Annotated in this window: 27 protein-coding genes; 1 reads left to right on the top strand and 26 read right to left on the bottom strand. The window is 48.9% G+C overall.

Annotation, left to right across the window (positions count from 1 at the left end; all coding sequences use genetic code 11):
• Positions 1 to 113 precede the first annotated feature (113 nt).
• Positions 114 to 419, top strand: coding sequence for a cupin domain-containing protein (locus ACES2G_RS03830; protein ID WP_347357067.1), 306 nt, complete (start codon positions 114 to 116; stop codon positions 417 to 419).
• Here the strand turns inward: ACES2G_RS03830 and ACES2G_RS03825 are convergent.
• The 26 genes from ACES2G_RS03825 to ACES2G_RS03700 all read right to left on the bottom strand — a co-directional run bounded on the left by ACES2G_RS03825 (position 416) and on the right by ACES2G_RS03700 (position 26,040).
• The gene (locus ACES2G_RS03825; RefSeq protein WP_374001372.1) at positions 416 to 1,345 is read right to left on the bottom strand and encodes an aminoglycoside phosphotransferase family protein; all 930 of its coding nucleotides are present in this window, start codon (positions 1,343 to 1,345) and stop codon (positions 416 to 418) included. The genes ACES2G_RS03830 and ACES2G_RS03825 overlap by 4 nt on opposite strands.
• Before the next feature lie 45 nt (positions 1,346 to 1,390).
• Positions 1,391 to 2,710 carry a replication-associated recombination protein A gene (locus ACES2G_RS03820; RefSeq protein WP_374001371.1) on the bottom strand — a complete coding sequence of 440 codons (1,320 nt, stop codon included), beginning with the start codon at positions 2,708 to 2,710 and terminating at the stop codon, positions 1,391 to 1,393.
• A 157-nt stretch (positions 2,711 to 2,867) separates the two neighbouring features.
• Entirely contained in the window at positions 2,868 to 3,476 is a 609-nt protein-coding gene (locus ACES2G_RS03815) for a hypothetical protein (RefSeq protein WP_347357064.1), read from the bottom strand.
• A 12-nt stretch (positions 3,477 to 3,488) separates the two neighbouring features.
• The gene (pilQ, locus tag ACES2G_RS03810; RefSeq protein WP_347357062.1) at positions 3,489 to 5,666 is read right to left on the bottom strand and encodes a type IV pilus secretin PilQ; all 2,178 of its coding nucleotides are present in this window, start codon (positions 5,664 to 5,666) and stop codon (positions 3,489 to 3,491) included.
• A 24-nt stretch (positions 5,667 to 5,690) separates the two neighbouring features.
• Positions 5,691 to 6,380 carry a pilus assembly protein PilP gene (locus tag ACES2G_RS03805; protein ID WP_347357060.1) on the bottom strand — a complete coding sequence of 230 codons (690 nt, stop codon included), beginning with the start codon at positions 6,378 to 6,380 and terminating at the stop codon, positions 5,691 to 5,693.
• The gene (locus ACES2G_RS03800) at positions 6,377 to 6,970 is read right to left on the bottom strand and encodes a type 4a pilus biogenesis protein PilO (protein ID WP_374001370.1); all 594 of its coding nucleotides are present in this window, start codon (positions 6,968 to 6,970) and stop codon (positions 6,377 to 6,379) included. Before ACES2G_RS03800 ends, ACES2G_RS03805 begins: the two co-directional genes overlap by 4 nt.
• Positions 6,963 to 7,583: a PilN domain-containing protein gene (locus ACES2G_RS03795; protein ID WP_347357057.1), complete on the bottom strand. Its 621-nt coding sequence runs from the start codon at positions 7,581 to 7,583 to the stop codon at positions 6,963 to 6,965. Before ACES2G_RS03795 ends, ACES2G_RS03800 begins: the two co-directional genes overlap by 8 nt.
• Positions 7,580 to 8,635, bottom strand: a complete 1,056-nt coding sequence (pilM, locus tag ACES2G_RS03790) for a type IV pilus assembly protein PilM (protein WP_347357055.1) — start codon at positions 8,633 to 8,635, stop codon at positions 7,580 to 7,582. The genes ACES2G_RS03795 and pilM overlap by 4 nt, the downstream gene beginning before the upstream one ends.
• Positions 8,636 to 8,790: 155 nt before the next feature.
• Positions 8,791 to 9,582, bottom strand: a complete 792-nt coding sequence (locus ACES2G_RS03785) for a prepilin peptidase (protein ID WP_347357053.1) — start codon at positions 9,580 to 9,582, stop codon at positions 8,791 to 8,793.
• Complete coding sequence (locus ACES2G_RS03780; RefSeq protein WP_347357052.1) at positions 9,575 to 10,345, bottom strand: ABC transporter permease; 771 nt, start codon at positions 10,343 to 10,345, stop codon at positions 9,575 to 9,577. The genes ACES2G_RS03785 and ACES2G_RS03780 overlap by 8 nt, the downstream gene beginning before the upstream one ends.
• Positions 10,338 to 11,081, bottom strand: a complete 744-nt coding sequence (locus ACES2G_RS03775; protein ID WP_347357051.1) for an ABC transporter ATP-binding protein — start codon at positions 11,079 to 11,081, stop codon at positions 10,338 to 10,340. The genes ACES2G_RS03780 and ACES2G_RS03775 overlap by 8 nt, the downstream gene beginning before the upstream one ends.
• A 7-nt stretch (positions 11,082 to 11,088) precedes the next feature.
• Positions 11,089 to 11,979, bottom strand: a complete 891-nt coding sequence (phnD, locus tag ACES2G_RS03770) for a phosphate/phosphite/phosphonate ABC transporter substrate-binding protein (RefSeq protein ID WP_347357049.1) — start codon at positions 11,977 to 11,979, stop codon at positions 11,089 to 11,091.
• Positions 11,976 to 15,170 carry a carbamoyl-phosphate synthase large subunit gene (gene carB, locus ACES2G_RS03765; RefSeq protein ID WP_374001369.1) on the bottom strand — a complete coding sequence of 1,065 codons (3,195 nt, stop codon included), beginning with the start codon at positions 15,168 to 15,170 and terminating at the stop codon, positions 11,976 to 11,978. Before carB ends, phnD begins: the two co-directional genes overlap by 4 nt.
• Before the next feature lie 23 nt (positions 15,171 to 15,193).
• Positions 15,194 to 15,862 (bottom strand): hypothetical protein, encoded by a 669-nt coding sequence (locus ACES2G_RS03760; protein ID WP_347357046.1) that lies wholly within the window; start codon positions 15,860 to 15,862, stop codon positions 15,194 to 15,196.
• Positions 15,859 to 16,923: a glutamine-hydrolyzing carbamoyl-phosphate synthase small subunit gene (gene carA, locus ACES2G_RS03755; protein WP_374001368.1), complete on the bottom strand. Its 1,065-nt coding sequence runs from the start codon at positions 16,921 to 16,923 to the stop codon at positions 15,859 to 15,861. Before carA ends, ACES2G_RS03760 begins: the two co-directional genes overlap by 4 nt.
• Positions 16,923 to 17,825, bottom strand: a complete 903-nt coding sequence (locus ACES2G_RS03750) for an aspartate carbamoyltransferase catalytic subunit (protein ID WP_347357043.1) — start codon at positions 17,823 to 17,825, stop codon at positions 16,923 to 16,925. Before ACES2G_RS03750 ends, carA begins: the two co-directional genes overlap by 1 nt.
• Positions 17,826 to 17,860: 35 nt before the next feature.
• Positions 17,861 to 18,538, bottom strand: a complete 678-nt coding sequence (gene lepB, locus ACES2G_RS03745; protein ID WP_347357041.1) for a signal peptidase I — start codon at positions 18,536 to 18,538, stop codon at positions 17,861 to 17,863.
• Positions 18,539 to 18,608: 70 nt separating this feature from the next.
• Positions 18,609 to 19,313, bottom strand: coding sequence for a signal peptidase I (gene lepB, locus ACES2G_RS03740; protein ID WP_347357039.1), 705 nt, complete (start codon positions 19,311 to 19,313; stop codon positions 18,609 to 18,611).
• Positions 19,314 to 20,102 carry a signal peptidase I gene (gene lepB / locus ACES2G_RS03735; RefSeq protein ID WP_347357037.1) on the bottom strand — a complete coding sequence of 263 codons (789 nt, stop codon included), beginning with the start codon at positions 20,100 to 20,102 and terminating at the stop codon, positions 19,314 to 19,316.
• Between the two features lie 10 nt (positions 20,103 to 20,112).
• The gene (lepA, locus tag ACES2G_RS03730) at positions 20,113 to 21,912 is read right to left on the bottom strand and encodes a translation elongation factor 4 (RefSeq protein WP_347357036.1); all 1,800 of its coding nucleotides are present in this window, start codon (positions 21,910 to 21,912) and stop codon (positions 20,113 to 20,115) included.
• A 74-nt stretch (positions 21,913 to 21,986) separates the two neighbouring features.
• A complete protein-coding gene (gene metK / locus ACES2G_RS03725) occupies positions 21,987 to 23,150 on the bottom strand; it encodes a methionine adenosyltransferase (protein ID WP_347357035.1) in 1,164 nt (387 codons plus the stop codon).
• A 126-nt stretch (positions 23,151 to 23,276) separates the two neighbouring features.
• Positions 23,277 to 23,882, bottom strand: coding sequence for a hypothetical protein (locus ACES2G_RS03720; RefSeq protein WP_347357033.1), 606 nt, complete (start codon positions 23,880 to 23,882; stop codon positions 23,277 to 23,279).
• A gap of 78 nt (positions 23,883 to 23,960) precedes the next feature.
• Positions 23,961 to 24,311, bottom strand: a complete 351-nt coding sequence (hpf, locus tag ACES2G_RS03715; RefSeq protein ID WP_347357031.1) for a ribosome hibernation-promoting factor, HPF/YfiA family — start codon at positions 24,309 to 24,311, stop codon at positions 23,961 to 23,963.
• 93 nt (positions 24,312 to 24,404) lie between these two features.
• Positions 24,405 to 24,884 carry a hypothetical protein gene (locus ACES2G_RS03710; protein ID WP_347357030.1) on the bottom strand — a complete coding sequence of 160 codons (480 nt, stop codon included), beginning with the start codon at positions 24,882 to 24,884 and terminating at the stop codon, positions 24,405 to 24,407.
• 96 nt (positions 24,885 to 24,980) lie between these two features.
• Complete coding sequence (locus tag ACES2G_RS03705) at positions 24,981 to 25,526, bottom strand: 5'-nucleosidase (protein ID WP_374001883.1); 546 nt, start codon at positions 25,524 to 25,526, stop codon at positions 24,981 to 24,983.
• 16 nt (positions 25,527 to 25,542) lie between these two features.
• Positions 25,543 to 26,040: an adenine phosphoribosyltransferase gene (locus tag ACES2G_RS03700; RefSeq protein WP_347357029.1), complete on the bottom strand. Its 498-nt coding sequence runs from the start codon at positions 26,038 to 26,040 to the stop codon at positions 25,543 to 25,545.
• Positions 26,041 to 26,057: the final 17 nt, after the last annotated feature.

Here is a 26,057-nt window from a genome sequence, read left to right as displayed (position 1 = left end):
CTGTCGCATTTCAGATATTTTTTCGTGATACTGTTTCAAGGCGAGATTCATCGGCACCGTGACTTGTCATGCCTGTGCCGATTTGAGATAACGAGGCCTGAAAGAGGCGCACTATGATCATCACACGTTGGCAAGCACCCATTGTTCCGAACAAGCAGCAAGTAAACCTGATCCTGGAATCAGAGGGCATGGAGCCTTATGAGCAAGTTCTGGAGCCACACAAAAAAATCAGCGATCACCGCAAGCCCTTTGCTGAAGTTCGTGTCATCATCAGCGGGGAAATGATTTTCAACGTTTCTGGCAATCAGTTTGTTCTGCGCCCCGGAGACCGCGTGGAAATTCCGGGCAACACCCGCTTTTCTTACGTTGCTCAAGGCAGCGAGCCTTGTGTCAGCGTTTGCGCTCAAAGAGCCATCTAAGAATCAAACTCCCCCAAGTACCAATCCGGAATAAACTTGCTGAAATTATCGTAGCTGGCTAGCACACTCTCAATTTCAGCAAGCATCACATTCACCTGCTCTTGTCCAAACTGAAGGGCCCAAGGCAGCGAAGAAAGTTGATTGCTGGCTATATACAATGCCAGCAATCTAAAAAACGCCCCTGGGACAACGTCGTCAAAATAGCCATTAATTCTACCCGTCGCAAAAGGCGGACTTAGTTTCGCACACCAGGTAATACGGTTGAATTCTTCCCAGGGGTCCCCATGATCCTGCCTGTTAAAATCAATAATCCCCAACTCTTGCTGGTTATGCACAAGCATATTTCCAATATGATAGTCGCCATGGTGAAAACTCACTGGGCGCTCCATAAGCAAATGCCGGTTGCTTTCTATATAGGAAATAATCTTGTCTCTTCCGACACACTTAATAACACAGTCTCCGGACACTCGAATATTTCGGTCCAGCTTTCTATTAAAATAGAGATCCCAATTTAGCTCCTGATGCTGGCGTGCTATCGGGATTGAATGAAGTGCCTTTAAAATTTTTCCGGCCTGATAACCTAACTTATATTGCGAATCCGCCGCCATCCCCCGAAGAGCATCTCCCGCATTTTGCCCCGGCACCCAGGATAGCAAGGTATAGCAATAGTCTTGACCCCTATACTGGCATATTCCAAAATCCAAGGGAGTGCTCACCGGAAGTCCCAGTTCCCGCAGGGGCAACAACGCATTAAACTGTTCTTTCTTTTTTGCCAGGAGATCTTTCTCTGTCAGCCTTAAAAGATAGCTTTCCTGATCGGTGACCAGTTGAAACTTAAGATCGCCGGACCACCCTTCAGAAATAGGGATCACATGTGTGCACTTTTCAATGATATTTAAATTAAGAAACTCGGGATGGTCATTCATACTGCCAGCATAGGGCAACAACCTAAGAGGAACAACCCCGCAGGGCTATTCTTTGGGATCCTTCTTCAGCTTCATCCAGTTCAAATACTCTTTGATGTTCTTTTCAAAGCCGCGCGAAGTGGGTTCATAGAGTGATGGCTTTTCTTCGATTTCGCCTGGCAGATAGCTTTGCTCCACCCAGCCCGTAGGATAGTTGTGGGGATACTTATAGTCGCGGCCGTACCCCAAGTCTTTCGCCAGGGCTGTTTTAGCGGAGCGCAAGTGCAGTGGAATCGGCAGCGTGCGAGTCTTTTCAACCAGTTCGCGAGCCTTATGCAAAGCCATATAAGACGCGTTGGATTTCGGGCACGATGCCAGATAGGTCGTCACTTGGGATAATGTGATCGCCCCCTCGGGAAGACCAATCGCCTCCACTGCTTGAAGGCCCGCAATAGCAACAGAAATAGCCCGCGGATCTGCATTCCCGATATCTTCACTGGCCAACACGATCAAACGACGTGCAATAAAGATCGGGTCTTCCCCACCATCCAGCATGCGTGCCAGATAGTACATGGCTGCATCCGGATCGCTGCCACGAATACTTTTAATAAAAGCCGAGATCGTATCGTAGTGCATTTCGGAGTTCTTGTCGTAACCCAGCGGATTCTGCTGAAGCAGCTCACGCATGTCGTTCACATCAAGAAGCTCAGCTTGATCCTCATCCTTGGTGAAGGTGTACAGGATCTCAAGACTGTTGATCAGGCGACGGGCATCCCCATCTGAATACTCAATCAGATTCTGTCGTGCGGCCGCAGTCAGGATCTGATCCAAGGACTTGGCATAGTGAGCTTCGGCCCGGGTGACGATTTTATTCAGATCGTCATCAGACAGCCGTTCAAAGATCACCACACGGCACCGACTGAGCAAGGCCCGGTTCAATTCATAGCTGGGATTTTCAGTGGTGGCCCCGACCAAAACCAAATCCCCTTTTTCCACGAACGGCAACAGCACGTCCTGCTGGGCTTTATTAAAGCGATGGATTTCATCCACAAACAGGATTGTCTTTTGCTGGAACTGAATACGCCGGTCTTTCCCCGACTCGCCCACTTCACGCAATGCCTTGGCCCCTGAATCCACGGCATTAAGGTGCACATAGTGCGCATTAAAGTGCTGAGACAAGGCCAGCGCAAAAGTGGTCTTCCCCGTTCCAGGAGGCCCCCAGATGATTAAACTGGGTAAATATCCTTTACGCAGCATCTGGCCTAATTTGGATTTCGGCCCCAAGGTCTTTTCCTGACCAAAAATTTCATCCAGATTCTTTGGACGAAGAATTTCGGATAATGGGGATATTCCTGTAGAGGCCTGAGAAGCTGAAAAAAGATCCATAAAAGGGTCATAAACCATCCCCCCTCTGGAATCATCTAAAAAGGCGCCTGACCGCATGCGGGCAATAAAAAAGGGCCCATTCCTGAGCCCTTTTTCCTGTTTCTTTGCAAGACGCTGCGGGAATCGCAATGCCGTCAGAAGTAAATGTTACTGAGTGCTAATCGCCCAGACTTTCAATGGAAATAAAGCCTGTGGTTCTTTCCGGAGTCAGCTCCCCTTTGGCGTCACGAGAGAAACCGATGATATCCACGACTCCTGAAGACTGGAAGGACGCAGAAGCATTCAAGCCACCACACACAATCGGACATGTTGTGGAAACAATCTGGGCTGGCGTATATCTTTCAGCCGCGCTTGTCGGCTTTTTATAGCTTGGGATTTCCGGTCCCCCAACTGCCGCCTCACCTTTCGCATACCAGATTTCATTCAGAGCCAGAAGGTTGTCGCCCGCGAACTCACAAAGATATGTACCACCGGAGAATTGAGGCCCTTGGAACTTCAGGCGAATCGTCGCTACGATCAGTGTCTTTTCCGTATTAGGCCATGCGATATTCAAGTACTGAACCTGGAAGAACGCGGCCCCCACGTCATTGGGAGACGGATTGGACGGATCTTCTGTTTCTTTGGTCAAACAACTCTTTGCCGAGGCGTTGATCACGTAAGTACGTGTCGTCCCCAACTGCACCATCAAATCACTTTGTTGCTCAGAACAACTGGGCAGCAGGACAGCAACGGCAGATGTCAAAAGCAGGGCTTTTAAAAGTCTCATACGTTGCCTCCGTTATAGATCCGTTGTTTCCGGATTCATGGAACCCGAACCCACCTGACCCAGAATTCTTGGTGTCAGGAAGATCAACAGTTCAGATTTTTCTTTCGTGATATTTTTGGTTTTGAACAAATGACCCAGGACCGGGATTTCGCGGAACCAAGGCACCCCTGTTTCCCCGTCTGTCGCATCACTTTGATAGATACCGCCGATAACGGCAGTCTGTCCGTTCTTAACCAGGATACGAGTGTTGGCTTCACGGCTGTTCACCGCAAACGCCCCTTGACCCGCACTACTCACGTCAGCTCCTCGGAACTGTCTGTTCACAAGCACTTTCATTATAACAGATCCATCAGCCGTTACTTGCGGAGTCACATCCAATTTCAGAGTCAATGGCTTGAACTGGAACGTTTCCTGAGTGGCCGTCCCGTTCTGAGTCACCTGACGAACCGGAACTTCCGTTGTCTGACTGATTTCAGCTTTCTCGTTAGACATGGTCGAAATTCTTGGAGCCGAGATGATCTTCACCTGGTCGTTGATTTCGTTCAATGACAATGCCGCGGAAAGAGTTCCGAAGATATCCAGAGTTCCCACGTTCAAACCGAAGTTCAAAGCACCGTTCTGACCGGCTGCTGAAGAGTTCACGTTGAAGCTTGGGTTCATATTCACCGGACCACGAGAAGTACCACCCAACTTGATCGGAGCACCGGAAGCACTCCAGTTGATGCCGATATTTCTGGTGAAGTTCTCGGATGCTTCAACGATCTTGCCTTCGATGGAAACTTGCGGTGGCTGTGTATCCAAGCTTTGGATCAGCTTCGCCGCACGCTCCAGGTTTTCCTCGATGTCGGTTACGACCAGGGCATTGGTACGAACATCGCCAACCACTTTACCGCGATCCCCCAGGAAGTCTTTGATCTTCTTTTCCAGCTCATCCACTTTGGCGTAGCTGACTGGGAACATGCGAACTTTCAATGGTTCCAGATTTCTGCGCGCCTGAGCCAGTTTCGTTGCGTCGTCCTCTTCCGCTTTCAAATCCTGAAGAGGAGCGATACGCAAGACATTGCCCTGACGGGTGTAGCCCAATTTTTTGGCTTGCATCAGAACAACCAGAGCCTGATCCCAAGGAACCTGACGCAGTTTCAAACTGACGGCCCCCTTCACGTCCTCAGAGATCACCATATTCACGCCGGATTCTTCAGTGATGAAGTTCAAAGCGTCACGGATATCCATATTGTTGGTCTCAATGGAAATCTTTTTGCCGTAGAATTTCGTATTACCAGCCAGGAACTCTGTCAGATTTTGGCTTGGAAGGATTTTGTTGTCCCCCATCGCATTGCTGACATCAGTCACTTCCACGGCCTCTGCCGGAGCCGCCCCTGTGCCGCTGGCCACAATCAGAAGACTGTTACCTTCCTGTTGGATCGTCGGTTCACCCACACCGTCACGCAGTTGAATCACAAAGCGCGCCGTAGCAGAGCCCGGATTTTGATAAGCATCAATAGCACCCACGCTGCCTTTGATGTCTTTTGTGTTCAAAGAACGCTTCAGACGATCCGGCAGATTGGCATTGTCCACCTCGATGATGTACTGGTGCAAATCCGGATTTGTACGTGTTGTGTACGTCAAAGGACGATCCCCTTGAACAATCACCGTTCCGCCTGTTTCATTAGCGCGGAACTTAAGATCTGTGATGTTCGCCGGAGAACCGGATGGAACCGTCGCAAATGTCTCCTGAGCAGGAGGTGCTGTTTCTGTGACCGTTGGCTGTTCCGCAAACGGGTCTGGAGTGGTTTCTGCCACTGTCGGCTCTTCCGTCGTCGGAGCTGGAACATCAGCAACAGAGTTGTCAGCAAATGGATCTTCGGTAGGATTGGATTCTTCCGGAGCTGCTGGAGTCTCTTGGGCCGCTTGCTGGCCTTCACCACCGGCTTGATTCACCTCTTCTTCAATCGCCAGATCCTGATCTCCGGTCGGAGCCGCTTCCCCCTGCTGAGACGGTTGATTGTCGACTTCATCGAACTCGGCAAAATCGCTGTCAGCATTGGATGGCGCCGCTTCTTCGGCAGGGGCAACCTCTGCAGAGGAATCAAAACCGTCCAGTGACAAATCATCCTCTACCGGCTGACTTGCACAAGAGGTCAAAGAGGCAATCATTGCACTCAGGATCAACAATCTAATGAATCCGTTCATTAGCTCCTCCTAAAACTTAGAAAACTATTTTTTCAACTCCAACACGCGGGGCTCTTTATAGGCCTTGCCATCTTCGTACTTGGTTTCCATCACTACGACTTCACCCTCACGAATAGTCGCCACGAATCCTTCGCTACGACCAATTTTGGAATTCTTAGTCACTACAAATACAGCCCCATCGGGATCTCTGATCATCGCACGAGGCGTTCTTACGTCCCACAAAATACCTACGACCTGCAAACGATCAACTTCCCAGCGCTGCAATGGCTCCAGGATCTCATTTTGTCGGGCCGCCTCTGGCAAAATAGGTCGCACTGTTTTAAACACTTTAAATGGATCACGTTTGCCTGTGGGGTCATAAACGTACCCGTCACGTGGCACGATTTCCTGTGCTGGAGGAGGTGCCGTCACCGCATCGCCAATTGGCATATCTTGCGCCGGAGGAGCAGGAACCTGCGAAGGCTCTGTCGGTGGTGGTGGCACTTCGCTTGCCGCCGCAGGAGGTTTCGACGCTGCTGGTGGCGGAGTTGTACCCCCTGCCGGAGGGACTTGAGTGGACTCGACCTCTTTCATGAACTCTGCGGGCAGATCTCCGTTAGCTGGAGCGTCCTGAGAATGAGCCGGCGCCATGAACTTCATGCTGACCGCAAAGGCCAGCCACAGTCCCAAGGAAGCCACCAAAATGTAAGATACAATCCATCTTACAGATTTCACTGCTCACTCTCCGCTGCTGCAGGTTTCTTTTCTTCCGGAGCCAGTTTATAGCCCACGACCTGTCCTTCAAATTTCAATTTCTTCGAACCTGGCTCTGACTCGCTCACAACAATGTTCTGAACACGGGCCATTCGCTCTGCGGTGGAGACCAGGAACGTAAACTGCGCCAGTTCGGCATAGCTTCCTTCCAAAGACACTTCCACCGGGACTTCTTCCACCACTTCTTTTTTAACGTTCTCGCCCGGTTTTTTGGACTTCACGCTGACACCTGCATTACGGGCAAAGTCGTCGATCGCCTTATTAATATCAATCGAGAACAATACCGCCGGCAATCGGCGGGAAATCTCCTGATACTTCTGGCTGAGCTGCCCGACCTTTTCCTGCATTTCCTGCACCTGTTTCAAGGTGGCATCGGTGTCCTTTTTCTTATTTTCCTCTTCCTGCAATTGCTGATTCACAGTCGCAATCTGAGCGTCCACCGCAGAACCGTCATCATAGATGAAGTTCCAGTACAGCCCGGTCAAAGCCAAGCCGATCATTAGAATCTTTCCAATCGTTTGAACTGCGAGAGTGTCAAATATCTTATTCATTTGGTCTCTCCAGCAAACAACTGATCTCAAACTTTTTCAAACTCACTCCGTCCTGTAAGGACTCACTGGAGCTGACCAAGTTCACATCCATCAAGAAAACACTCTTCGTCAAAGCTTCCAGGAACTGGGAAACTTCGAAGTCACTCAAAGCCAAACCTTGTATGTTCACACGTCCCGGATTGATCTGCACACGGGTCAACCAGGCTTTTTCCGGAATCACTGTCTGCAACAGATCCAGAACACGAATTTCACGCTGACGATCTTTGGATATTTTTTCCAAAGCAGAAATGCGCGCCTCCATCAAGGCTTCGTCTTCCTTAAACTTCTTAATTTCTGCAACTGAGTCTGCAGCCTTGGCGTTATAAGACTGAAGCTCCGCCAAAATCTGGTTCTTGGAGTTCAGCTCCGTCACCTTAGTCGGAACGTTCTGGCTTTCATATATATAGAGGGCCAAAGGTCCCACCAGCAAAAGCACAAGACGCTTCAACGCCTCCTTGCGGATTTCATCGGCTCCCATAAAGGAGTCACTGGAAATCCCCAGAGAAGCCCCCAAAGAGGCTCCGCCGACTCCAGCTCCGGCGCCAGCTCCATTTGCCAGATTGATTTTAATCATGTGGCGTCCCCCTGTTGGCGCAAGGCCAACCCGGTGACGACGCCCGCAAATGAGCTGATCTGATCAAGATACTCGGGAGAAAACTTCTTCGGATTCGCTTTCACACGCAAGAATGGATTAAATGGCTCCATCATAATGCCCGTGACACGCGATACAGTTTCCACCAGACCGGAAGTTGCAGAGCTTCCGCCAGTATAGAAACAACGGCTCAAAACCAATCCATTGGTGGTCGCACTTAAGAAGTCCAGACTGCTGCGGATTTCTTCGGTCACAGCCTCATTCGTTGCACTGATGATGCTGTGAACCTCGTCCGGAACTTCACGACGGGAAATGGCACTGAGTTTTAAAGCTTCCGCTTCCGCCACAGTCACACCCATGGCTTTATGGATTTCATTGGTGTAGTTGGCGCCCCCAACCGGGATATCCCGACAGAAGATGACTTCACCATTTTGCAGAACCACGAAGTTGGTAATGGAAGCACCGAAATTCAAGATGCCCACGACTTCACCAGGAATTTTCCCATAGTTCAGCTCAAAGGCATTGGCCAAAGCAAAACCGCTAACATCCAAAACACTGCAGTTCAGCCCACTCACCTCAATCACCTGGGTGTACTGGCTGACCAGTTCGTTTTGCGCAGCAATCAACAGAATATCCATAGCATCCGGCGACGAGCTGGTATTCAGAATATGGTGAGCCAGGCTGATATTATTGATATCAAAAGGAATATACTGCTCGGCTTCGAAGCGAATCTGATCCTTGATCAGCTTGCGATCCATTTTAGGGATCGTGATCTTTTTTACGATAACGGCCGTTCCCCACATCGCGGTGGCAATGCCTTTGCGTTTGGTTTTAACTTCAGCGATCAACTGCTGAATCGCGATTCCAACTGAACCGATATCAACAATTTCACCGCCAGACACGGCGTTGGGAGGCGTTGGTGCAAAACCAAAAGAGAGAAGCTGGGCGCCTTTGCCACTGACGTCCATTTCAGCAAGTTTGATGGAGCTCGATCCGATGTCGAGTCCGATGACTTTTTTCGATTTAAAAAACATGCTTACGCTGCTTCCCCAGTTGTACCACTCAGATGTCTTTTCAAAGACTTACGTCTTTAGACACAAGTCTAACATACTAAAATTATTTCTGCTTGGGTGGGGAATGTCAAACAAGGGTCGAGGCCATACCCAAAGGTCCAGCCTCGGTCGAAGAACTAACTCAAGCCCGGAAGGAACAGGTCAAGATACCAAAGAGCGATGGTCTCGCCCCCGAATAGGTACAGAACCGCACCTAAGGCCAGGTACGGACCAAACGGAATCACCGTCTTTAGTCCTGCTTTCTGTTTTCTGGCAGCGATCAAACCAATCACACTTCCAATAACTGCTGAAGACATAATCACAAATGGAATGGCCTTCCACCCAAGGATCGCACCGATCCAGGCCAGAAGTTTGATGTCCCCGCCGCCCATGCCTTCATTTTTTGTCAGCAGATAATAGACATAAGCCATCCCCCACAGGAATCCGCCCCCCATCAGCATCCCAAAAAGTGCATCCAGGAACTCGCGCTGTGGATTCAGGGCCGCCCCAACCAAGCCAATAACGATCCCGGAAAGAGTGAACTCATCCGGAAGAATCATGTGGTCAATGTCGATAAACGTGCAAACCACCAAACCAAAGACAAAAATCAGGTATTCAAGCAATGTCCACGAAAGACCCGCATAATGATAGCTCAAAGCAAACAGAACTGCCGTGATCAGTTCCACCAACGGATAGCGGAACGAGAACTTGGCGTGGCACTTGCGGCAACGTCCACGCAGGATAAACCAGCTGAAAATGGGGATATTGTCATACCATTTCACCGGAGTTTTGCAGCTGTAACAATGACTGCGTGGCTTTACGATGCTTTCTTCCCGCGGAAGACGATAGATAATGACGTTTCCAAAACTGCCAAAGATAGCACCCAATACAAAGAAAAGGACATAAAAGCCCGTGTCGATATCAAACAATGTCTTTTCTCCTGAAGAAGAAGTTGGTCAGCAAAATCGCCAACAAGGCCCAGCCTGTCATGTGTGCCAGCATCCATAAGATGTTGTTAAACGGAATGCCATTTTCAAGGAAGTAAGCAGACTTCCAGTTCATACGATAGAAGTTCGGTGTCACCCAGTGCAAAACCTTCACCGCCTGCACAAACATGTCTTCCTGGCTTTTTTCTGCAAAGAAAGCCAAATCTCCCAGCCAATGCCCCAGCAGGAAGACCATAAATCCAGCCCCCAAAGCCAGAACCGGACGCACCACCAGGCTGAAGAAAATCACCAGACAAAGAATGACAGCACTTTCACACCAAAGACTCAGGCCAATCTCGAAAAATGCAGGAAAAAGTTTGGGCTCTTTCCAAAGGCCCAACAGGAGGTAAAGCACCACTCCCAAGGCACTCATCAGAAGAGTGTTCAGAGCAAGAACTCCAAAAAGTTTCCCCAGAATAAACTGAGCCCGACTGACCGGACGAGAAAGAATCAAAAGACAGGTCTGCTTTTCAATTTCTTTGGCCAAAAGATAGGCGCCTGCAAACAATGAAATCCCCAGGCCGGAAATCTGAATAGCCATGAAACCGAAATCTGCCAGAATCTTTCTTTGTTCAGCAAAGGACAAAGCCCCCAAAAGAAAGCTTAAGGCCAACAGGGCAACAGCGATCAACACCGCCACCATAAAGATCTTTTCCCGAAGCATTTCGCGCAAAGTGGTGCGCGCCAAAGTCCACACCTTATACACGGCCTTCCTCCTTACCCTTAAGTACAGAGAACGCCTTTTCCAAACTTTGGTATTCCGCCATGAAAGAGTTCAAAACTCCGTCATAAAGAATCTGCCCCCGATTGATCACCACCAGATGTGAACAAAGCTCTTCCATATCCTGCAGAAGATGACTGCTGAAGAACAAACTGACTCCCCGCTTTTGTTCTTCCCGCAAAATATCTTTCACCATGGCCCGACCATCCGGGTCCAAACCCGACATGGGCTCATCCAAAATCAGCAAATCCGGACGGGTCAAAATAGCCTGGGCAATCCCGATTCTTTGCAACATGCCCTTGGAATAAGTACGCAAACGACGGTCTTTAGCCTCAAAGAGATCCACCTTTTTCAAGGCTTCGTGAGCTCTTTCATGGAAGTCCTTTAAAGAGGCCCCATAACAAAGATTCCAGTGCAGGCGCAGGAACTCCATCCCCGTCAAAAATTCATAGAGATAAGGACGCTCGGGCAAATATCCCACACGGGTTTTGCTTTCACTGGTCAGGGGTTTACCAAAGAAGTGAATGATTCCACTGTCGGGCCGGATAAAATCGAAGATGCATTTGATCGTAGTGGTTTTTCCAGCCCCATTGCTGCCGACAAAACCAGAGGTCTGCCCTTCCGGCAAGGCGAAGCTGACATCACGCAAGACATGACGGTCTTTTTCAAAAAGACCGCCTTTGAAGGTCTTATTCAGCTTTTCAATAGATAATACAGCCATTATTTGCTTATGGCTTTAGCTCGATATTTAGAGCCTTCACCATCTCCCTCACAGGATCATACTGTTTAGAAGTGGCAGGCATCAAGTCACGAGAGCCTAAAATCTCGGAGTAGGTGTTTTTATTGCGAGTTTGTTCCAAAATATCAATCAGCGTGAACATCAAAGTATGCGTGATTTTTGGATACGTATCGTAAAATTCCTGGCGAACGCAGAAAGGGTCATTCGGGATGGGAGCACTCATCCATAAAATACGGTATTTAGCCTTTTTATCGGTACCAAACTTTTCCCAAGCGCCTTCCAAGCCCTTTTCGTCATCGCTGAAGACTGCGGCCGCATCCACTTTCTTGGCTTCAAGAAACTGAATAGATGCCTGATGGTTTCCTGTAAAGGCCACTTCCTTGAAGTCCTTGTCCTGCAATCCTATTTTGCGCAGGGCCACCTGAGGATACAGATAGCCTGAAGAGGACTTGTCATCGACAAAGGCCATGCGCTTCCCCTTTAAATCTTTCAATTTTTTGATCCCGGAATTTTTAGGCGTTACGATCACGGAATAGTAGTAAGGATGATTCCAGACCTTCTTCAGCAAAACCTTGGCCTGCGCCTGCTGTTCTGCAAAAACATACGTCGAGGAAGAGAAGAAGGCGAAATCAACCTTTTTGGCCTTCATCGCATCGACCAACCCCGCATAGTTCTTGGAGACATAAATATTCACAGGAATATTGAGCTTCGCCTGAAGCTCTTTGGCCAAGGCCAACCCCTGCTCGCGCAAATTCTCTGGATTACCCCCTGGAATCACACCCAGAGTGATCGACGGCGGAACTGCTTCCGCGGTTCCTTCCGCTGCCTGTGCTGTGGAAATTGAGAGAATTGTCAGCAAGCCGAGAATGAGTCGTTTCAAAATGCCTCCATGGCCCCCAGGGCCTCGACTGATGATGACTCATTTCTTTCGTTTTTCAAAGCAAGAACAAAGGCCTCGGCCGCATCACTTTCAGTGAGACAAGGGATATTATAATCCGTACAAGCTCGACGAATGTCGAAGCTGGCCTCAATCGCACGACGGCCGGAGGTCGTATTGATCACAAATGCCACCTCGCCCGAACGAATCTTGTCCACGCAGTGAGGACGTCCTTCATCGACTTTGCGCAAAGAAAGACAGTTCACACCTTTGTCATTAAAGAATGTTGCCGTTCCCGTCGTGGCCGACACACCGTAACCCATTCTTTGCAGTTCACGCGCCAAAGGCAGCATGATTTCCTTGTCCTTATCACGTAAAGAGAAGAATACCTGCCCCATCTTAGGAAGTCTTATGTTACTTGAAAGAAAGGCCTTCGCCAAAGCTTCGGAATAGTTCTTTCCGCGGCCCATGCTTTCACCGGTGGATTTCATTTCTGGTCCCAGGATCGAATCGGATTCGGGGAACTTTTTAAACGGGAAGACCACGCCTTTGACAGAAACCGTCTGGGTGTTTCTCCAGTTCAAAGAATCCAACTTCAGATCTTTCTTTTTCTTCCCCAGCATCGCGGAAACCCCCAGATCAATCAGAGGAATGCCCGTGGCTTTGGCGACAAAAGGTACCGAACGAGAACTGCGCGGATTGGCCTCGAGCATGTAAACGACATCATTCTTTACTGCCAATTGCAGATTCAGATGTCCGATGACACCAATACGGTTGGCCAGTTGTTTGCTTAGATCCTCGATACGCTCACAAGTTTCATCTTTCAGACGATGCGGAGGCAAAACCCCCATCGAATCACCGGAGTGAACCCCCGCCGCTTCGATATGTTCGACAACCCCACCGACAACAACCCAGTCGTCTCCACGAACCAAATCCACATCAACTTCCAAAGCCCCCGCTAGGAATTGATCCATCAGACAAGGCTTGGCTTCAGAAATATAGTCTTTATGCCGTTGGAAGTAGGACAAAAGCTCTTCGGTGTTTTCGATGACTTCCATACGACGCCCACCCAAGACATAACTTGGACGGCAAATCATTGGATAACCAACAGTTTTTTCAATCTTCAAAGCTTCTTCCAAAGAACCGGCCATGCCTGAATTCGGAATGGCAAAATTCAACTCGCGACAGATTTTAGAGAACAAGCCACGGTCTTCAGCCAAATCAATTGTTTCCAGCGAAGATCCCAGCAGGCGATAGCCGGCTTTCACCAGATCCGGAGCCACACCAATCGGAGTCTGACCACCCAACTGCGCAACAAAGCCCATCGGCTTGATAAAGCGCATGACCTCACAAAGGCTCTCTGTCGTCAAAGGTTCAAAGAACAGAACGTCCGACGTATCGTAATCAGTTGAGACCGTTTCCGGGTTGGAGTTCACCATAATGACTTTTTTGCCATTCTTCTGGAACCCTTTTACTCCCCGCACGCAACTGTAGTCGAACTCGATCCCCTGCCCGATTCGATTCGGACCGCTGCCAATGATAACCACGGCATCCGGCGCATTCACAATCGCAGAAGTCATCGGCCAATAGGAAGAATAGAAATACGGCGTGGAGGATTCAAACTCGCCCGCACAGGTGTCCACTTGGGAATAGCGCGGAAGAATACCGTGTTTTTCACGCAAAGCCCGAATATCGGCTTCTTTCTTACCAACCAAAGCGGCCAGTCGGGCATCTGTGAAGCCTTTTCTTTTGGCTTTCAAAAGCAGGTCTGCATTGTTATCGGTAAAGTCCGCCTTGAAAGCTCTTTCAAACTTGATCAAGGCTTCAATGTGCTCAAGGAAGTAAGGATTGATCCTTGTCAGCTCTTCGATCTCGGCCACGGTCTTGCCATCACGGAAAGCCTGGAAAAGATGATAGATACGGCGACTGTTCGGATAAGAGATCTTGCCTGTTTCCAAGGCCACTTCGGGAATGGCTTGCGGATCTTTTTCAAGGCTGGCCAAAGCCTTCATCAGGGATTCCTGCAACGTCCGGCCAATCCCCATCACCTCGCCGACACTTTTCATCTGCGTGGTCAGAGTGTCTTTGGAACCCACAAACTTTTCAAAAGCAAAACGTGGGATTTTTGTGACGACGTAATCCAAAGCCGGCTCATAACAAGATGGCGTCACTTTGGTGATATCATTCTTTAATTCATCCAGACTGTAGCCGATCGCCAGCAAGGCCGCGATTTTGGCAATCGGGAATCCGGTGGCCTTACTTGCCAGCGCAGAAGAACGACTGACCCGAGGATTCATTTCAATCACCACGCGCTCGCGGGTGGTTGGATGCACAGCAAACTGAATATTGGCTCCGCCGGTTTGAATGCCGACTTCATTGATGATCTTGCAAGCCTCATCACGCATGGACTGGTACTCGCGATCACTCAAGGTCTGCTGAGGCGCCACCGTGATACTGTCGCCAGTGTGCACCCCACACGGATCCAGATTTTCAATACTGCAGACCACCACAAAGGTGCCCTTATGATCGCGCATGACTTCAAGTTCATATTCTTTCCAGCCCAGAATGCTTTCTTCCACCAGAACTTCCGATGTCGGACTTTCATGCAGCGCTGTCACCAGCATTTTTTTGTATTCTTCAGGAGAATAGGCAATACCACCACCGCCACCACCCAACGTGTAGTTCGGGCGAAGAATCATGGGGTAACCCAGGTCTTCAGCGATTTGCAGGCCGTGTTCGTAAGTGCGGATCAGATGGCTTTTCGGATATTTCGCCCCGATTTTATCGAGAAGACCACGGAAGATTTCTCGATCCTCTCCGGCTTTGATCACCTGCGGGGTTGCGCCCAACAACTCCACTTTATACTTCTGCAAAATGCCTTTAGCATGCAGATCCAAGGCCAGATTCAAAGCCGTTTGGCCTCCCAAAGTTGGGATCACTGCATCGGGTCTTTCTTTTTCGATGATTTTTTCAAGATAGTCCACTTTGAGTGGCTCAACATAAACCCGGGTGGCGATTTCCGGGTCTGTCATGATCGTCGCGGGATTGGAGTTCACCAGGATAACTTCCAATCCCTCTTTCATAAGCGCCTTACAGGCTTGAGTGCCAGAGTAATCAAACTCACAGGCTTGTCCAATAACGATGGGTCCAGATCCGATAATAAGAACTCTCTTAATACTGGACTTGCGTGGCACTCTTTCCTCCTAGGTCACTGCCATCAGATCCCCAATTTCCCCTCATTGGAGTAAATCATCTCGGGTCTGACGTGTTTGTACTGTTCAAATTTATAACGCATTTTAATCAGGCGAAGCATCAGCAGATCCGGGTCAAGATCCGGATCTTTGCGGTGACGCTTCACTTCGCCCAAGATGAACTTCTTCGCACTTTCAGGGTGGAAACAGAAGCCGCGGGTAAAGACATAAGAATCCCCGTGAGGGATCAGGCGGACTTCAAAAAGTTCATCCGGGTCAAAGCCAAAGACGAAAGGAGAGGCCTTTACCACAAGGGTTTCGGCTCCGAACAAGCCCTTCTTCCCATGCAGAAGATCCTTGATATAAACATCTCCGTCCTTGATTTTCACAAATTCGTAAATCGAATGGCGGTGCTGCTTAAGCACTTCCAGTGTTTTCATCTCATCTTCAGAAAAACGCAGCTCACGCACCAGCAAGCAGGCCTCCAAAGGTGTCTGACCGAATCCTTTCAGCTCTCTGGTGAAAAAATACCAGTCATAGAACTGAGCCATGCGCGATTCATAGTGCTCGGAGTTTTCATCCAAAGTACCCGCATTTTCAAAGAACTCTTTCTTGGCCATGGCCAATTCGTCTTTGAAGGCGTCGCTGACAAAGTGATTAAGAATTTTTTCTATCAGTTTTTCGTATTCGTTCATATCATCCGCTCAATAAAATAGCTAAACAGCCCGGACGCTTCATGCGGTCCTGGGCAACTTTCCGGATGATATTGTATTCCTAAACACTTGCGTTTTTCACTATAAAATCCTGCCACAGTGCCATCATTAAGATTCACATGAGTCACCTTGACATCAGAAGGCAATGTGGACTCTTCCACGGCGTATCCGTGGTTCTGACTGGTTACATAAATCTGATTAAGCACAGTGTCGCGAATCGGGTGATTGCTGCCACGATGACCGAACTTCAGCTTGTAAGTCTTAGCCCCCAGGGCTAGCCCCAGAATTTGGTGCCCCATGCAGATCCCAAAGATGGGTTTGACTCCCAATAACTCACGAACCGTCCCGATAGCGACCTTCACGTCTGCGGGATCTCCGGGACCGTTCGTCAGCATAATCCCATCAGGATTGTAAGCCAGAATATCCTGCACAGAAGTGCGGCTGTTGAAAATCTTGATTTCCGAGCAACGGTGTTGAAGCTCTCTTAAGATATTCTCTTTACTGCCGAAATCCAAAACTGCCACTCGCGGTCCCACCATATTGTCACCACGACGCACCTCAGGTTCTTTGCGGGACGCGATATAAACCCAGTCCTTGTCCAAAGTTTTTTTCTGGGCAATTAAGGCCTGAGCTTTGGCAATCGCAGCAGCTTGATCCTGAGCCTGCACCAAGGCCCCCCAAGGAGTTCCTCCCTGACGAAGACGCAACGCCAGCGCGCGCGTGTCAATTTCAGTGAGTAAAGGGATTCCATTGTCTGTCAGACGTCTTTTCCACGCCTGATCTCTTTCTGAATCCTGGATTTCCAGGCAGATAAAACCATCAATCCACAACTGGCGGGATTCCCAAACATCATCTTCAACCCCATAGTTCCCCTGCATCGGGGCCGTCAGCACCACAATTTGAGAAAAATATGAGGGATCCGTGGCAATCTCCTCGTAGCCGGAATGCGAGGTGTTGAAAACAACTTCGCCTGCGCGATCAGTGCCACCTTGCCATTCACCTGTGTAGATCTCCCCACTTTCAAGCACCAGATAGCCGCGCATTACTGTACCTCTTTCATTGTCATTTGAATCAGACTCTGACGAATCAGCACCCCGTTACGAACCTGATCCAGCACTTTACAGCGTGAATCCTGAAGAATCTCTGAATCCAACTCAGTCCCTTGATTGATTGGACCGGGATGCATGATGAGTGCTTTTTCCGACAGGGATTGAAGGTTCTTGGTCGTGAATCCAAACTGATCACGATAGTCCGCCAGAGCATACTTATGATCGTGACGTTCCAATTGAACTCGCAAGGCCATTGCCGCTGTCGCCCACTGCAATCCTTGGGAAAGATCTTTAAAGACCTGGCAAGGTGGTCGTGTCGGAAGGAACTCTGCCGGCCCACATAGCGCCACTTCATATCCGAGCTTTTCCGCCAGCTCGAAGTGCGATGCTGCCACTCGACTGTGACGAACATCTCCGACAATCAGAAGTTTTTGTCCGGCGCAGGTCCCCAGATGTTTGCGAATTGTATAGGCATCCAAAAGTGCTTGAGTCGGGTGCCCCTTCTTACCCCAGCCCGCATTCAGAATCGGCGTTGGGATTTTCTCTGAAAGAGCTTGCAGATCCAGATCCTCCCCGCTGCGAATCACCAGAAAGGAAGGCTGCATGGCTTCGATATTTAAAACTGTGTCTTCCAGGGTCTCGCCCTTTTCCAGACTGCTTCCGGCGCCCCCATCCAAACGTAAAGGATGAACTCCCAAACGTGCGCAGGCCGTTTCAAAGCTCATACGGGTGCGGGTGCTGGCCTCAAAAAACAAAAGGGCTCCGGTTTTTCCGAAGCCCTCAATAGGAGACGATTTTCCCGCCGCGATTTGGTCGGCGAAAGAGAATAGGAAATCGATTTTTGTTTTTTCAAGAGAGCGAAGATCAATAAGAGAGAAATTTTTCCTAGAGGACATCTAGAACCCAAGCCTAGGTTCCAAGCCAACGCTTGTCAATGGACCGTGGAAAAAACTCGGTCCCAACGCACTGAAGGATAGCGATCCCCGCCCCATTTGTGCTGCCAATCCAACGAGAGCCAAATTAAAGCCACCCGGCCCACCACCTGGGCCATAGGAACCGTGCCCCAATAGCGCGAGTCGTCACTGGCATCACGATTATCCCCCAACAGGAACACCTCTCCGGGAGGCACAACCAGAGGGCCAAAGTCCTTGTCATCGGGCTTTTTCTGGAAAATCACTCGCCACGCAGACTCGCCTACTTTTTCAGAGTAAATATCAAAAAGATCCGGGCTTGGATTGTCGCCAGCCACCGAATCCAGTTTGTCGTATTTCACAGGCTCTTCATTTAAAATCAAACGGCCTTTGATAATCTGCACGCGATCACCGGGCAAACCGACCACTCGTTTTACGTAAGTTACCGAAGGCTGATTCGGATAAGTGAAGACCACCACATCACCTCGCTCGGGCAAGGTCAGGGACCATCTTTTCGCGGCAAAAGGAACTTGCACACCGTAGGAAATGCGTGAGGCAAATATGAAATCGCCGGGCTTAAGTGCCGGCTGCATCGAACCCGTCGGCACTTTATAGGCCGTGACCAAAAAATGGCGCACGAACAGCGCACACAGCACAGCCAAAATCAAAGTTGTCAGATATTCCCGCCAGCGACTCATCCTTAAATCCTAAACGGAACAAGGGAGGGGCTTCAAAGGAATTTTACACGGAAAAGGTCTTTTTCAAAGATCAGTGCAAGCTTTGGAAAAGTCTGTCGAAACGAATCTGTGAAGGATCACACACAAAAGTCATTGTCGGCAAAGTACTGTGACAGGAAAGCCAGATCACTGAGGCTTTTCCAACCAAATACTCATTTTTCACAAATCCCCAAGCACGAGAGTCCGCTGACTGATCGCGATTGTCGCCCATAAAGAAGTATTCCCCATCAGGGATTTTATAGACCTGCACATCGCCGGAATCTTCAGAGGACAGAAAGCGAACAGTGTAAGCTCGGTCGCCATTATTTTCAGTGAAGTATTGAAACCCCGCCTCAAGTCCCTGGTCCGACACCGGAATCATCGCGAAGGGGTTCCCATTCACCGCTACACGCCCAGCTTTGATTTCGACGCGGTCTCCGGGAAGGCCAATCAGACGTTTAATGTAGTAGACATCCGGATTTTCGGGATACTTGAAAACCACAATATCACCACGCGAAGGCGCAGACCATTGCAGCAGCCAACGGTCACTGAAGGGAACATGCAGACCGAAAGCAAATTTTTTAACAAGAATGTGATCGTGAATCAGAAGATTGGGAATCATGCTGCCGGAAGGAATCACAAAGGGCTCAAACAAAGCCCAACGCACTCCCATCACCAGCAAAATAGGAAAAAGGAACGTTAGAATCGCCTGATTCCACGTTCCTTTTAAATTGGGAGTGCTGTTTTCTTCAGACATCTAGTTAACAGAGTGGAAGAAGCGGCCCCAGCGGATCGTCAGTGGGTTGCACAGGAACGGAAGATTCGGAATCGTTTCTTCACAGCTCAACCATACAAACATCGCGCGACCCAGAATATTTTGTTTCGGCAGGAAACCCCAACCACGGCTGTCGTGAGAATTCATACGGTTGTCACCCATTACAAACAGATGATCATCCGGAATTGTCACAGGACCGAAGGTCTCATAGACATCACCCTTGCGAAGAAGGATGGCGTGCTCTCTTCCCTCTTTGGTCCCTTTGCCCGGCGGCAAAGCTTCTGTGAATTCGACGTAGTTTTCTTTGTTGTCGTTGATGTTGCCATCACGCTGGAAGTCCGCATCGCGCAGCCATGCAAAGTCATCCATGTTCGCGGGAACTTTCTTTTCAACCGGTTTGTCGTTGATATAAAGAGTCCCATTTTCATAGTAAACTTTATCACCCGGCTCGCCCACGATACGTTTGATGAAGAAGGTGCTCATATCCTTGGGGAACTTGAACACGATCACTTCGCCACGTTCTGGTTCATTGAACTTCACCAGCCATTTTTCACTGAAGGGAACACGCAGACCGTAAGTCAGCTTGTTCACAAAGATATGATCGTGAATCAGCAGGGACGGAAGCATAGAACCGGACGGAATCACGTAAGCTTCAATGAAGCCCCAGCGAATGAACAAAGCAATGAAAACCGCCAGGAACAAAGAGCCCCAACCTTCGGTCCAAAAGTGCTTCGTTTTGAAGTCCCAGCTTTTAGGTTTGTTGTCACTCATGATGATTCTCCTAGTCTTCCACTTTCAAGATGGCCAAGAAGGCTTCCTGAGGGACTTCCACATGGCCGATGGCCTTCATGCGTTTTTTACCCTCTTTCTGCTTTTCCAGAAGCTTACGCTTACGGGAAATATCACCACCATAACACTTCGCGGTCACGTCTTTTTTGATCGCCCCCAGTGTCTCACGCGCGACAATTTTCGAACCAATCGCCGCCTGGATGGCAACCTGATACTGCTGGCGAGGAATCAGCTCTTTCATTTTTTCTGCAAGCAAACGTCCACGATTCAGCGCTTTGGAGCGATGAACAATCAAAGACAGGGCATCAATCGCCTCGCCGTTGATCAGGATGTCGAGCTTCACCAGGTCTGACTCTTCAAAACCGATGAATTCATATTCCAAAGACGCATAGCCCTTGGATATCGACTTCAAGCGGTCATAGAAATCCATAACCATTTCATTCATCGGCAACTTGTATTCGATGATGACTTTTTTGTCTGTGACATATTCCATCTTCAACTGAGTGCCACGTTTGTCCTCACACAGCTTCAGGATGCCACCGATATAGTCGGTCGGCGTATGCAAGGTCACTTTTACGTAGGGCTCTTCAAATTTTTCAATTTGCGTTTCCATCGGCATGCCTGATGGATTTTCCAACATAATTTCAGTGCCATCAGTTTTGGTAATTCTATATACCACCGTAGGTGCGGTCGTGATCAAGTCCAGGTTGAATTCACGCTCCAGACGCTCTTGTACAATTTCCATGTGCAGAAGGCCCAGGAATCCACATCGATAACCGAAACCCAGGGCTGCGGATTTTTCCACCTCGAATGTCAGGGACGAGTCATTCAGACACAACTTATCCAAAGCAACTTTCAAGTTTTCGTACTCAGAAGCCACCACCGGGAAAATACCGGCGAAAACCATCGGCTTAATACGCTGGAAACCTGCAAGCGGCTCCGTTGCCGGGTGCTTGGCCGCAGTGACCGTGTCACCGACCTGAACGTCACGGATGTCTTTGATACCGCAAACGATAAAGCCCACTTCGCCAGCCTCAAGAGAGTCCTGCATCGCTGGGAATGGTTTGTACTTACCCATGCGCAGAACTTCATAGTCACGATCTGTGGCCATGAATTTAATTCTATCACCTTTTTTGATCACTCCATCAACCATACGGACCAAGACGACAACGCCCTGATAAGCATCGAACCAAGAGTCGAAAATCAACGCTCGCGGAGTCAAAGAACGATCCGCTTTTGGCGGCGGAACTTTTTCAACGATAGCTTCAAGAATATCCGTGATGCCGATTTTTTCTTTGGCAGAAGCATGGATAATGCCTGTGCAGTCCAAGCCCACGGTGTCTTCGATCTGCTTGGCAACCCCTTCAGGGTCCGCAGAGGGAAGATCAATTTTATTCAGAACCGGAATGATTTCCAGATTGTTTTCCATAGCCAGGTAAACGTTGGCCAGCGTCTGAGCTTCGACACCTTGAGCGGCATCAACAACCAGAATCGCACCTTCGCAGGCAGCCAAAGAACGAGACACTTCGTAAGAAAAATCCACGTGCCCCGGTGTATCGATCAAGTTGATCTGATACATGTTGCCGTCTTTGGATTTAAAATCCAAACACACCGTTTGCGCTTTGATCGTGATACCACGCTCGCGCTCAAGTTCCATGTTGTCCAGGAACTGATCCTTTTTCTCACGATCCGACAAAGAGCCGGTTGCAGAAAGAAGACCGTCAGCCAAAGTAGATTTGCCGTGGTCGATGTGAGCGATAATTGAGAAGTTACGTATAAATTTAGGATCCATAGGGCGGTATTATAAATAAGAAGCGCCGAGTTGCTAGGAACAACTCGGCGCAATGATTAAGGTTTTAAAGATTTTTAAGACAAGGTTTTAACAGCGTCTTTCAATTGGTCGACTTTATTCAAGCGCTCCCAAGTGAAAGATTCTTCATTACGACCGAAGTGGCCGTAAGCCGCTGTGGGGCTGTAAATTGGTCTTAGCAGGTCCAAATCCTTCGTAATGCGAGCTGGGCGCAAATCGAAGACCTGACGAACCGCTTTTTCCAACACTTCCGGACCCACTTTGCTTGTTCCGTAGTCGTTCACAGTGATGCTCACAGGCTCCGCAATACCAATTGCGTAAGCGACCTGAACCAAGCAGCGTTCTGCCAGGCCCGCACCCACAATGTTCTTTGCAATGTGACGTGACGCGTAAGCTGCGGAACGATCCACTTTTGAAGGGTCTTTACCAGAGAACGCGCCGCCACCGTGCGCACCATGACCACCGTAGGTGTCCACGATGATCTTACGACCTGTCAAACCAGCGTCACCCATTGGACCGCCGGTTACGAATCGGCCTGTTGGGTTGATGAAGAATTTAGTTTTAGCATCAATCCACTGAGATGGGATGGACTTTTTGATCAGCTCTTCAGTGATGAATTCTTTGATGACCGCATTGGAAACACTGTCCGCATGCTGAGTGGAGATCACCACTGCGTCGATACGTTTTGCAATACCGTTTTCGTACTGAACTGTGACTTGGGATTTCGCATCCGGACGCAACCAGTCCACCTTGTTTGCTTTACGGAGAACCGCAAGATCCTTCACAAGCTGGTGAGACATCGCGATGCTCAAAGGCATCAACTCTGGAGTTTCATTGACTGCGTAACCGAACATCAAACCTTGGTCGCCCGCGCCTTGATCATCAGAAAGAGTTTCTTTTACGCCGACGGCGATATCTGGAGATTGTTGACCTACGGCGATCATCACGCCGCAAGTTTTGTAATCGAAACCTTTATCAGAGTGGTCATAACCAATACGTTTTACAACATCACGAGCCACTTCAGAGAAGTTTACTTTTGCAGAAGTCGTGATTTCCCCGGCAACAACAACCAAACCGGTTGTCAGCATGGTTTCACAGGCAACACGGCCCTTCGGGTCTTGAGCCAGGATGGCATCAAGAATACCGTCAGAGATTTGATCCGCCATTTTATCCGGATGGCCTTCAGATACAGATTCACTCGTAAAAAGATAGTTTTTCACTGCTTTCGTTCCTCATTAGGAAAGGTGTTAATGAGCTCGGCCTCATCAAAAAGGCCATCCTAAATTCAGCCCAAGAAACAGGCCTTTTTTAGCGAACGGCCAACCTAACAAAACGTGTCTGAGGGGTCAAGAGTCCTTGGGTTTGTGATGGTAAAAATAGGCCAGCTCCAGGAAAAAGACCGTAAAGCCTCCCACCAGGCCGATCAGCCCCATTCCAATCATGAACTGGGCAAGTGTTTTACCTAACGAACTGATGGCAGGCTCTGGGACCCAACCCTGGTTTTGCAAAAAGAACATGAAGATATAGGCCAAAACACAAATAAAAGTCCAAGCAATCGCATGGGTCCGATTAGTCAGCAGTCCCACTATCAAAGGCAATACGGCGAACCACAATAGCGTGGGCGAAAAAAAACCGCCCGTAAAGAACGAGAAGGAAAATTGAAACGCCATTCCGGCCAAAACCATATTATAGGCTGCGGCCACCATAGAGCGGGTGAAGCGATACACGAGCGGCGAAAAGGCGTGGATCACTGAGCAGGTAAAACCGATCCGGGCCAAAATCGGCTGTTCCACAAAAAATAAGGAAATCAAACTATAGGTCCACATCAAGAGACCCGTCAGAACCGTGATAAGAACCAGCAAGCGGCTCTTGTAATGCCGAACCAGACCGTCCTCTTTTACATCCAAAGAGAACAAACTGGCGCCCCAATGCAATCGACTTTCCTGTTCCAAGCAACGTTCCAAACAAAAAAAGAGGTGGATAAGCCCACCTCCATACTATAGTTCGATGCTATAAAAATTGCACGAAAATCAAGCCGCCTTTTTCCAGCGGGCATAAGTCTCATAACGCGTCTCTTTTGTATTCTCCGGTTTCTTGTGGTCCTTGTACTGTTTGTTGATTTTCAAGAACTGCTTTTCCAGCTTTTCCGCCACAGAATCTACAACACTATAAATGTCCGGACCGTAAGCCGTCGCCTTAAAATATTTCTCGCGAGTGTTCACGGAAATCTCAACACAGAATTCATTTTTCTGTTTACTGAAATACACGCTGCCGTAACCCTCTTTAAGCAGGAAGCGCCCGACCTCAGACATTCTTTCTTCTGTATAGTTCACCAGGGAATCGGAGTGATCGAGATGCTTAAAGGTATAGTTGAGTTTCATGTTTTCTCCTTCTCGGCCCCTTTCAAGGCCTTGGTTTCGTACCTGGACTTCTTATCGGTCCAGCCGGACTAAAGATGAGCCCTATTTTGAGACTCATTTAGATTTTCTTTGGGTTAATAGACAGGCCTTAAAAATTTCAACATCCTGCTGATTTTTCAGGTATTTTGCCACCGGGGTCATAGAAGCATAAGCCTCCTGACACTGACCGCGGCTGAATTCCAGCTTGGCATCAAAATAAGAATCTCTCAAAGCGGCCGGCAACCGATCCACCGTACGAGGTTCCGCCTCCCCCACCTCGATTTTTCGTTTGTACTCGCGCAAGGCTTCTTCGGACTTGCGACGCAACTCACGGATATCAGCATAACGCGGAACGTGTGGAGGGATCTTTCTAGACGCCTCCAAGGCTCCTTCATAGTTGCCCGCATGGAAATAGCTTTCCGCCCGTTCGATACGGGTTTCAACTTCCAACGGATCTATCTTTTTCTTTGAAGAGCCAAACGGGTTGGCAAGAACTCCTAAGGTCAGCCCGGACAGGGCCACAGCAAACATTGCGACTTGTGCTGGCTTTATCATATGGAACTTATCGGAACTCCCCGACTAAAGATGAGGAAATTCCATGTTCCAATTCGAGACTTTAACTAAGAAAGGCGACTGACTTCACCCGATCGCCTAGAGATTCACCATTTTCTTATAATACTCCAAAAGCTTTTTTGCTCCATGAAGCAGATTGGCCTCCCAATCATTGTGTGCATTGTGATCCGCACCATCAGTGATGTATTTTAAAGAGATCAGTTGCACATTCATTTTACGGCAGACTTTGGCCAGCGCATACCCTTCCATATCCACCAGATCACAAGTGACTTTAGGTGTGCCGGTTTCAAAGGCATCTCCCGTCCCGCAGATTCCGGCATTCAGTTCCGGGAAATAAGGGATCAGATCAATAGCGCCCGGCAGTGGGTCAAATGGGGTTTCACCGACCTTGAAACCCAAAGGCGAAATATCCATATCTCGCTGTACGAAACTGGAAACTTCGACAAGATCATGGGTTTTGAAGCGCGAGCTTCCCGCCGTTCCCAGATTGATCATCACTTTGCATTTGGTTTTATGAATCGTATCCAGTGCTGCATAAGTGGCGTTCACCTTGCCAATACCGGAATAGATTACTGGAATATTTTCTTTTTCAAAAAGCCCCTGTGACTCTCCAGGAAGAGCCATAACCAGAGCCACGTCATTAATATTGAACAAGGGAAAAGACCTCTTCGTTATTAAACTTCATCTGATTCAGGAAGGTCAGGTTCACCAGAACCGCCACCCCTTCCACCGAATACCCTGCCGCCTGACTTAAATCAATCGCGGCCTGCAACGTGCCACCAGTGGCCAAAACATCATCGACAATCATGATACTGCCCGTACCCAATGGAAGTTCAATTTCCGCAGCACCGTATTCCAAAGCATAAGAAACTTTCTTTGTTGGAGGAGGCAGTTTCCCCGCCTTGCGAATGGGCAGGAAACCCTTTCCATGAGTCGCCGCCATGTGCGCCGCCAGAATAAAGCCCCGCGACTCAATCCCAGCAAAATAATCGACCTTTGCAAGATCGATCCGCTTCACCAGATTGCGAGAAACAAAACTCAGAGCCTCCGCATTTTGCAACAACGGAGACATATCCCGAAAAAGAATCCCCGGCTTCGGAAAATCAGGCACATCACGAATAAGGCTTTTTATATCCATGGCAGTCTCCACCGACA

It is taken from the genome of Bdellovibrio bacteriovorus, assembly GCF_041888015.1.
In the GTDB taxonomy this organism is placed as follows: Bacteria; Bdellovibrionota; Bdellovibrionia; order Bdellovibrionales; family Bdellovibrionaceae; genus Bdellovibrio.
The sequence above is the reverse complement of the archived record's forward strand: the minus strand, read 5'-3'. Positions and strand labels throughout refer to the sequence as shown.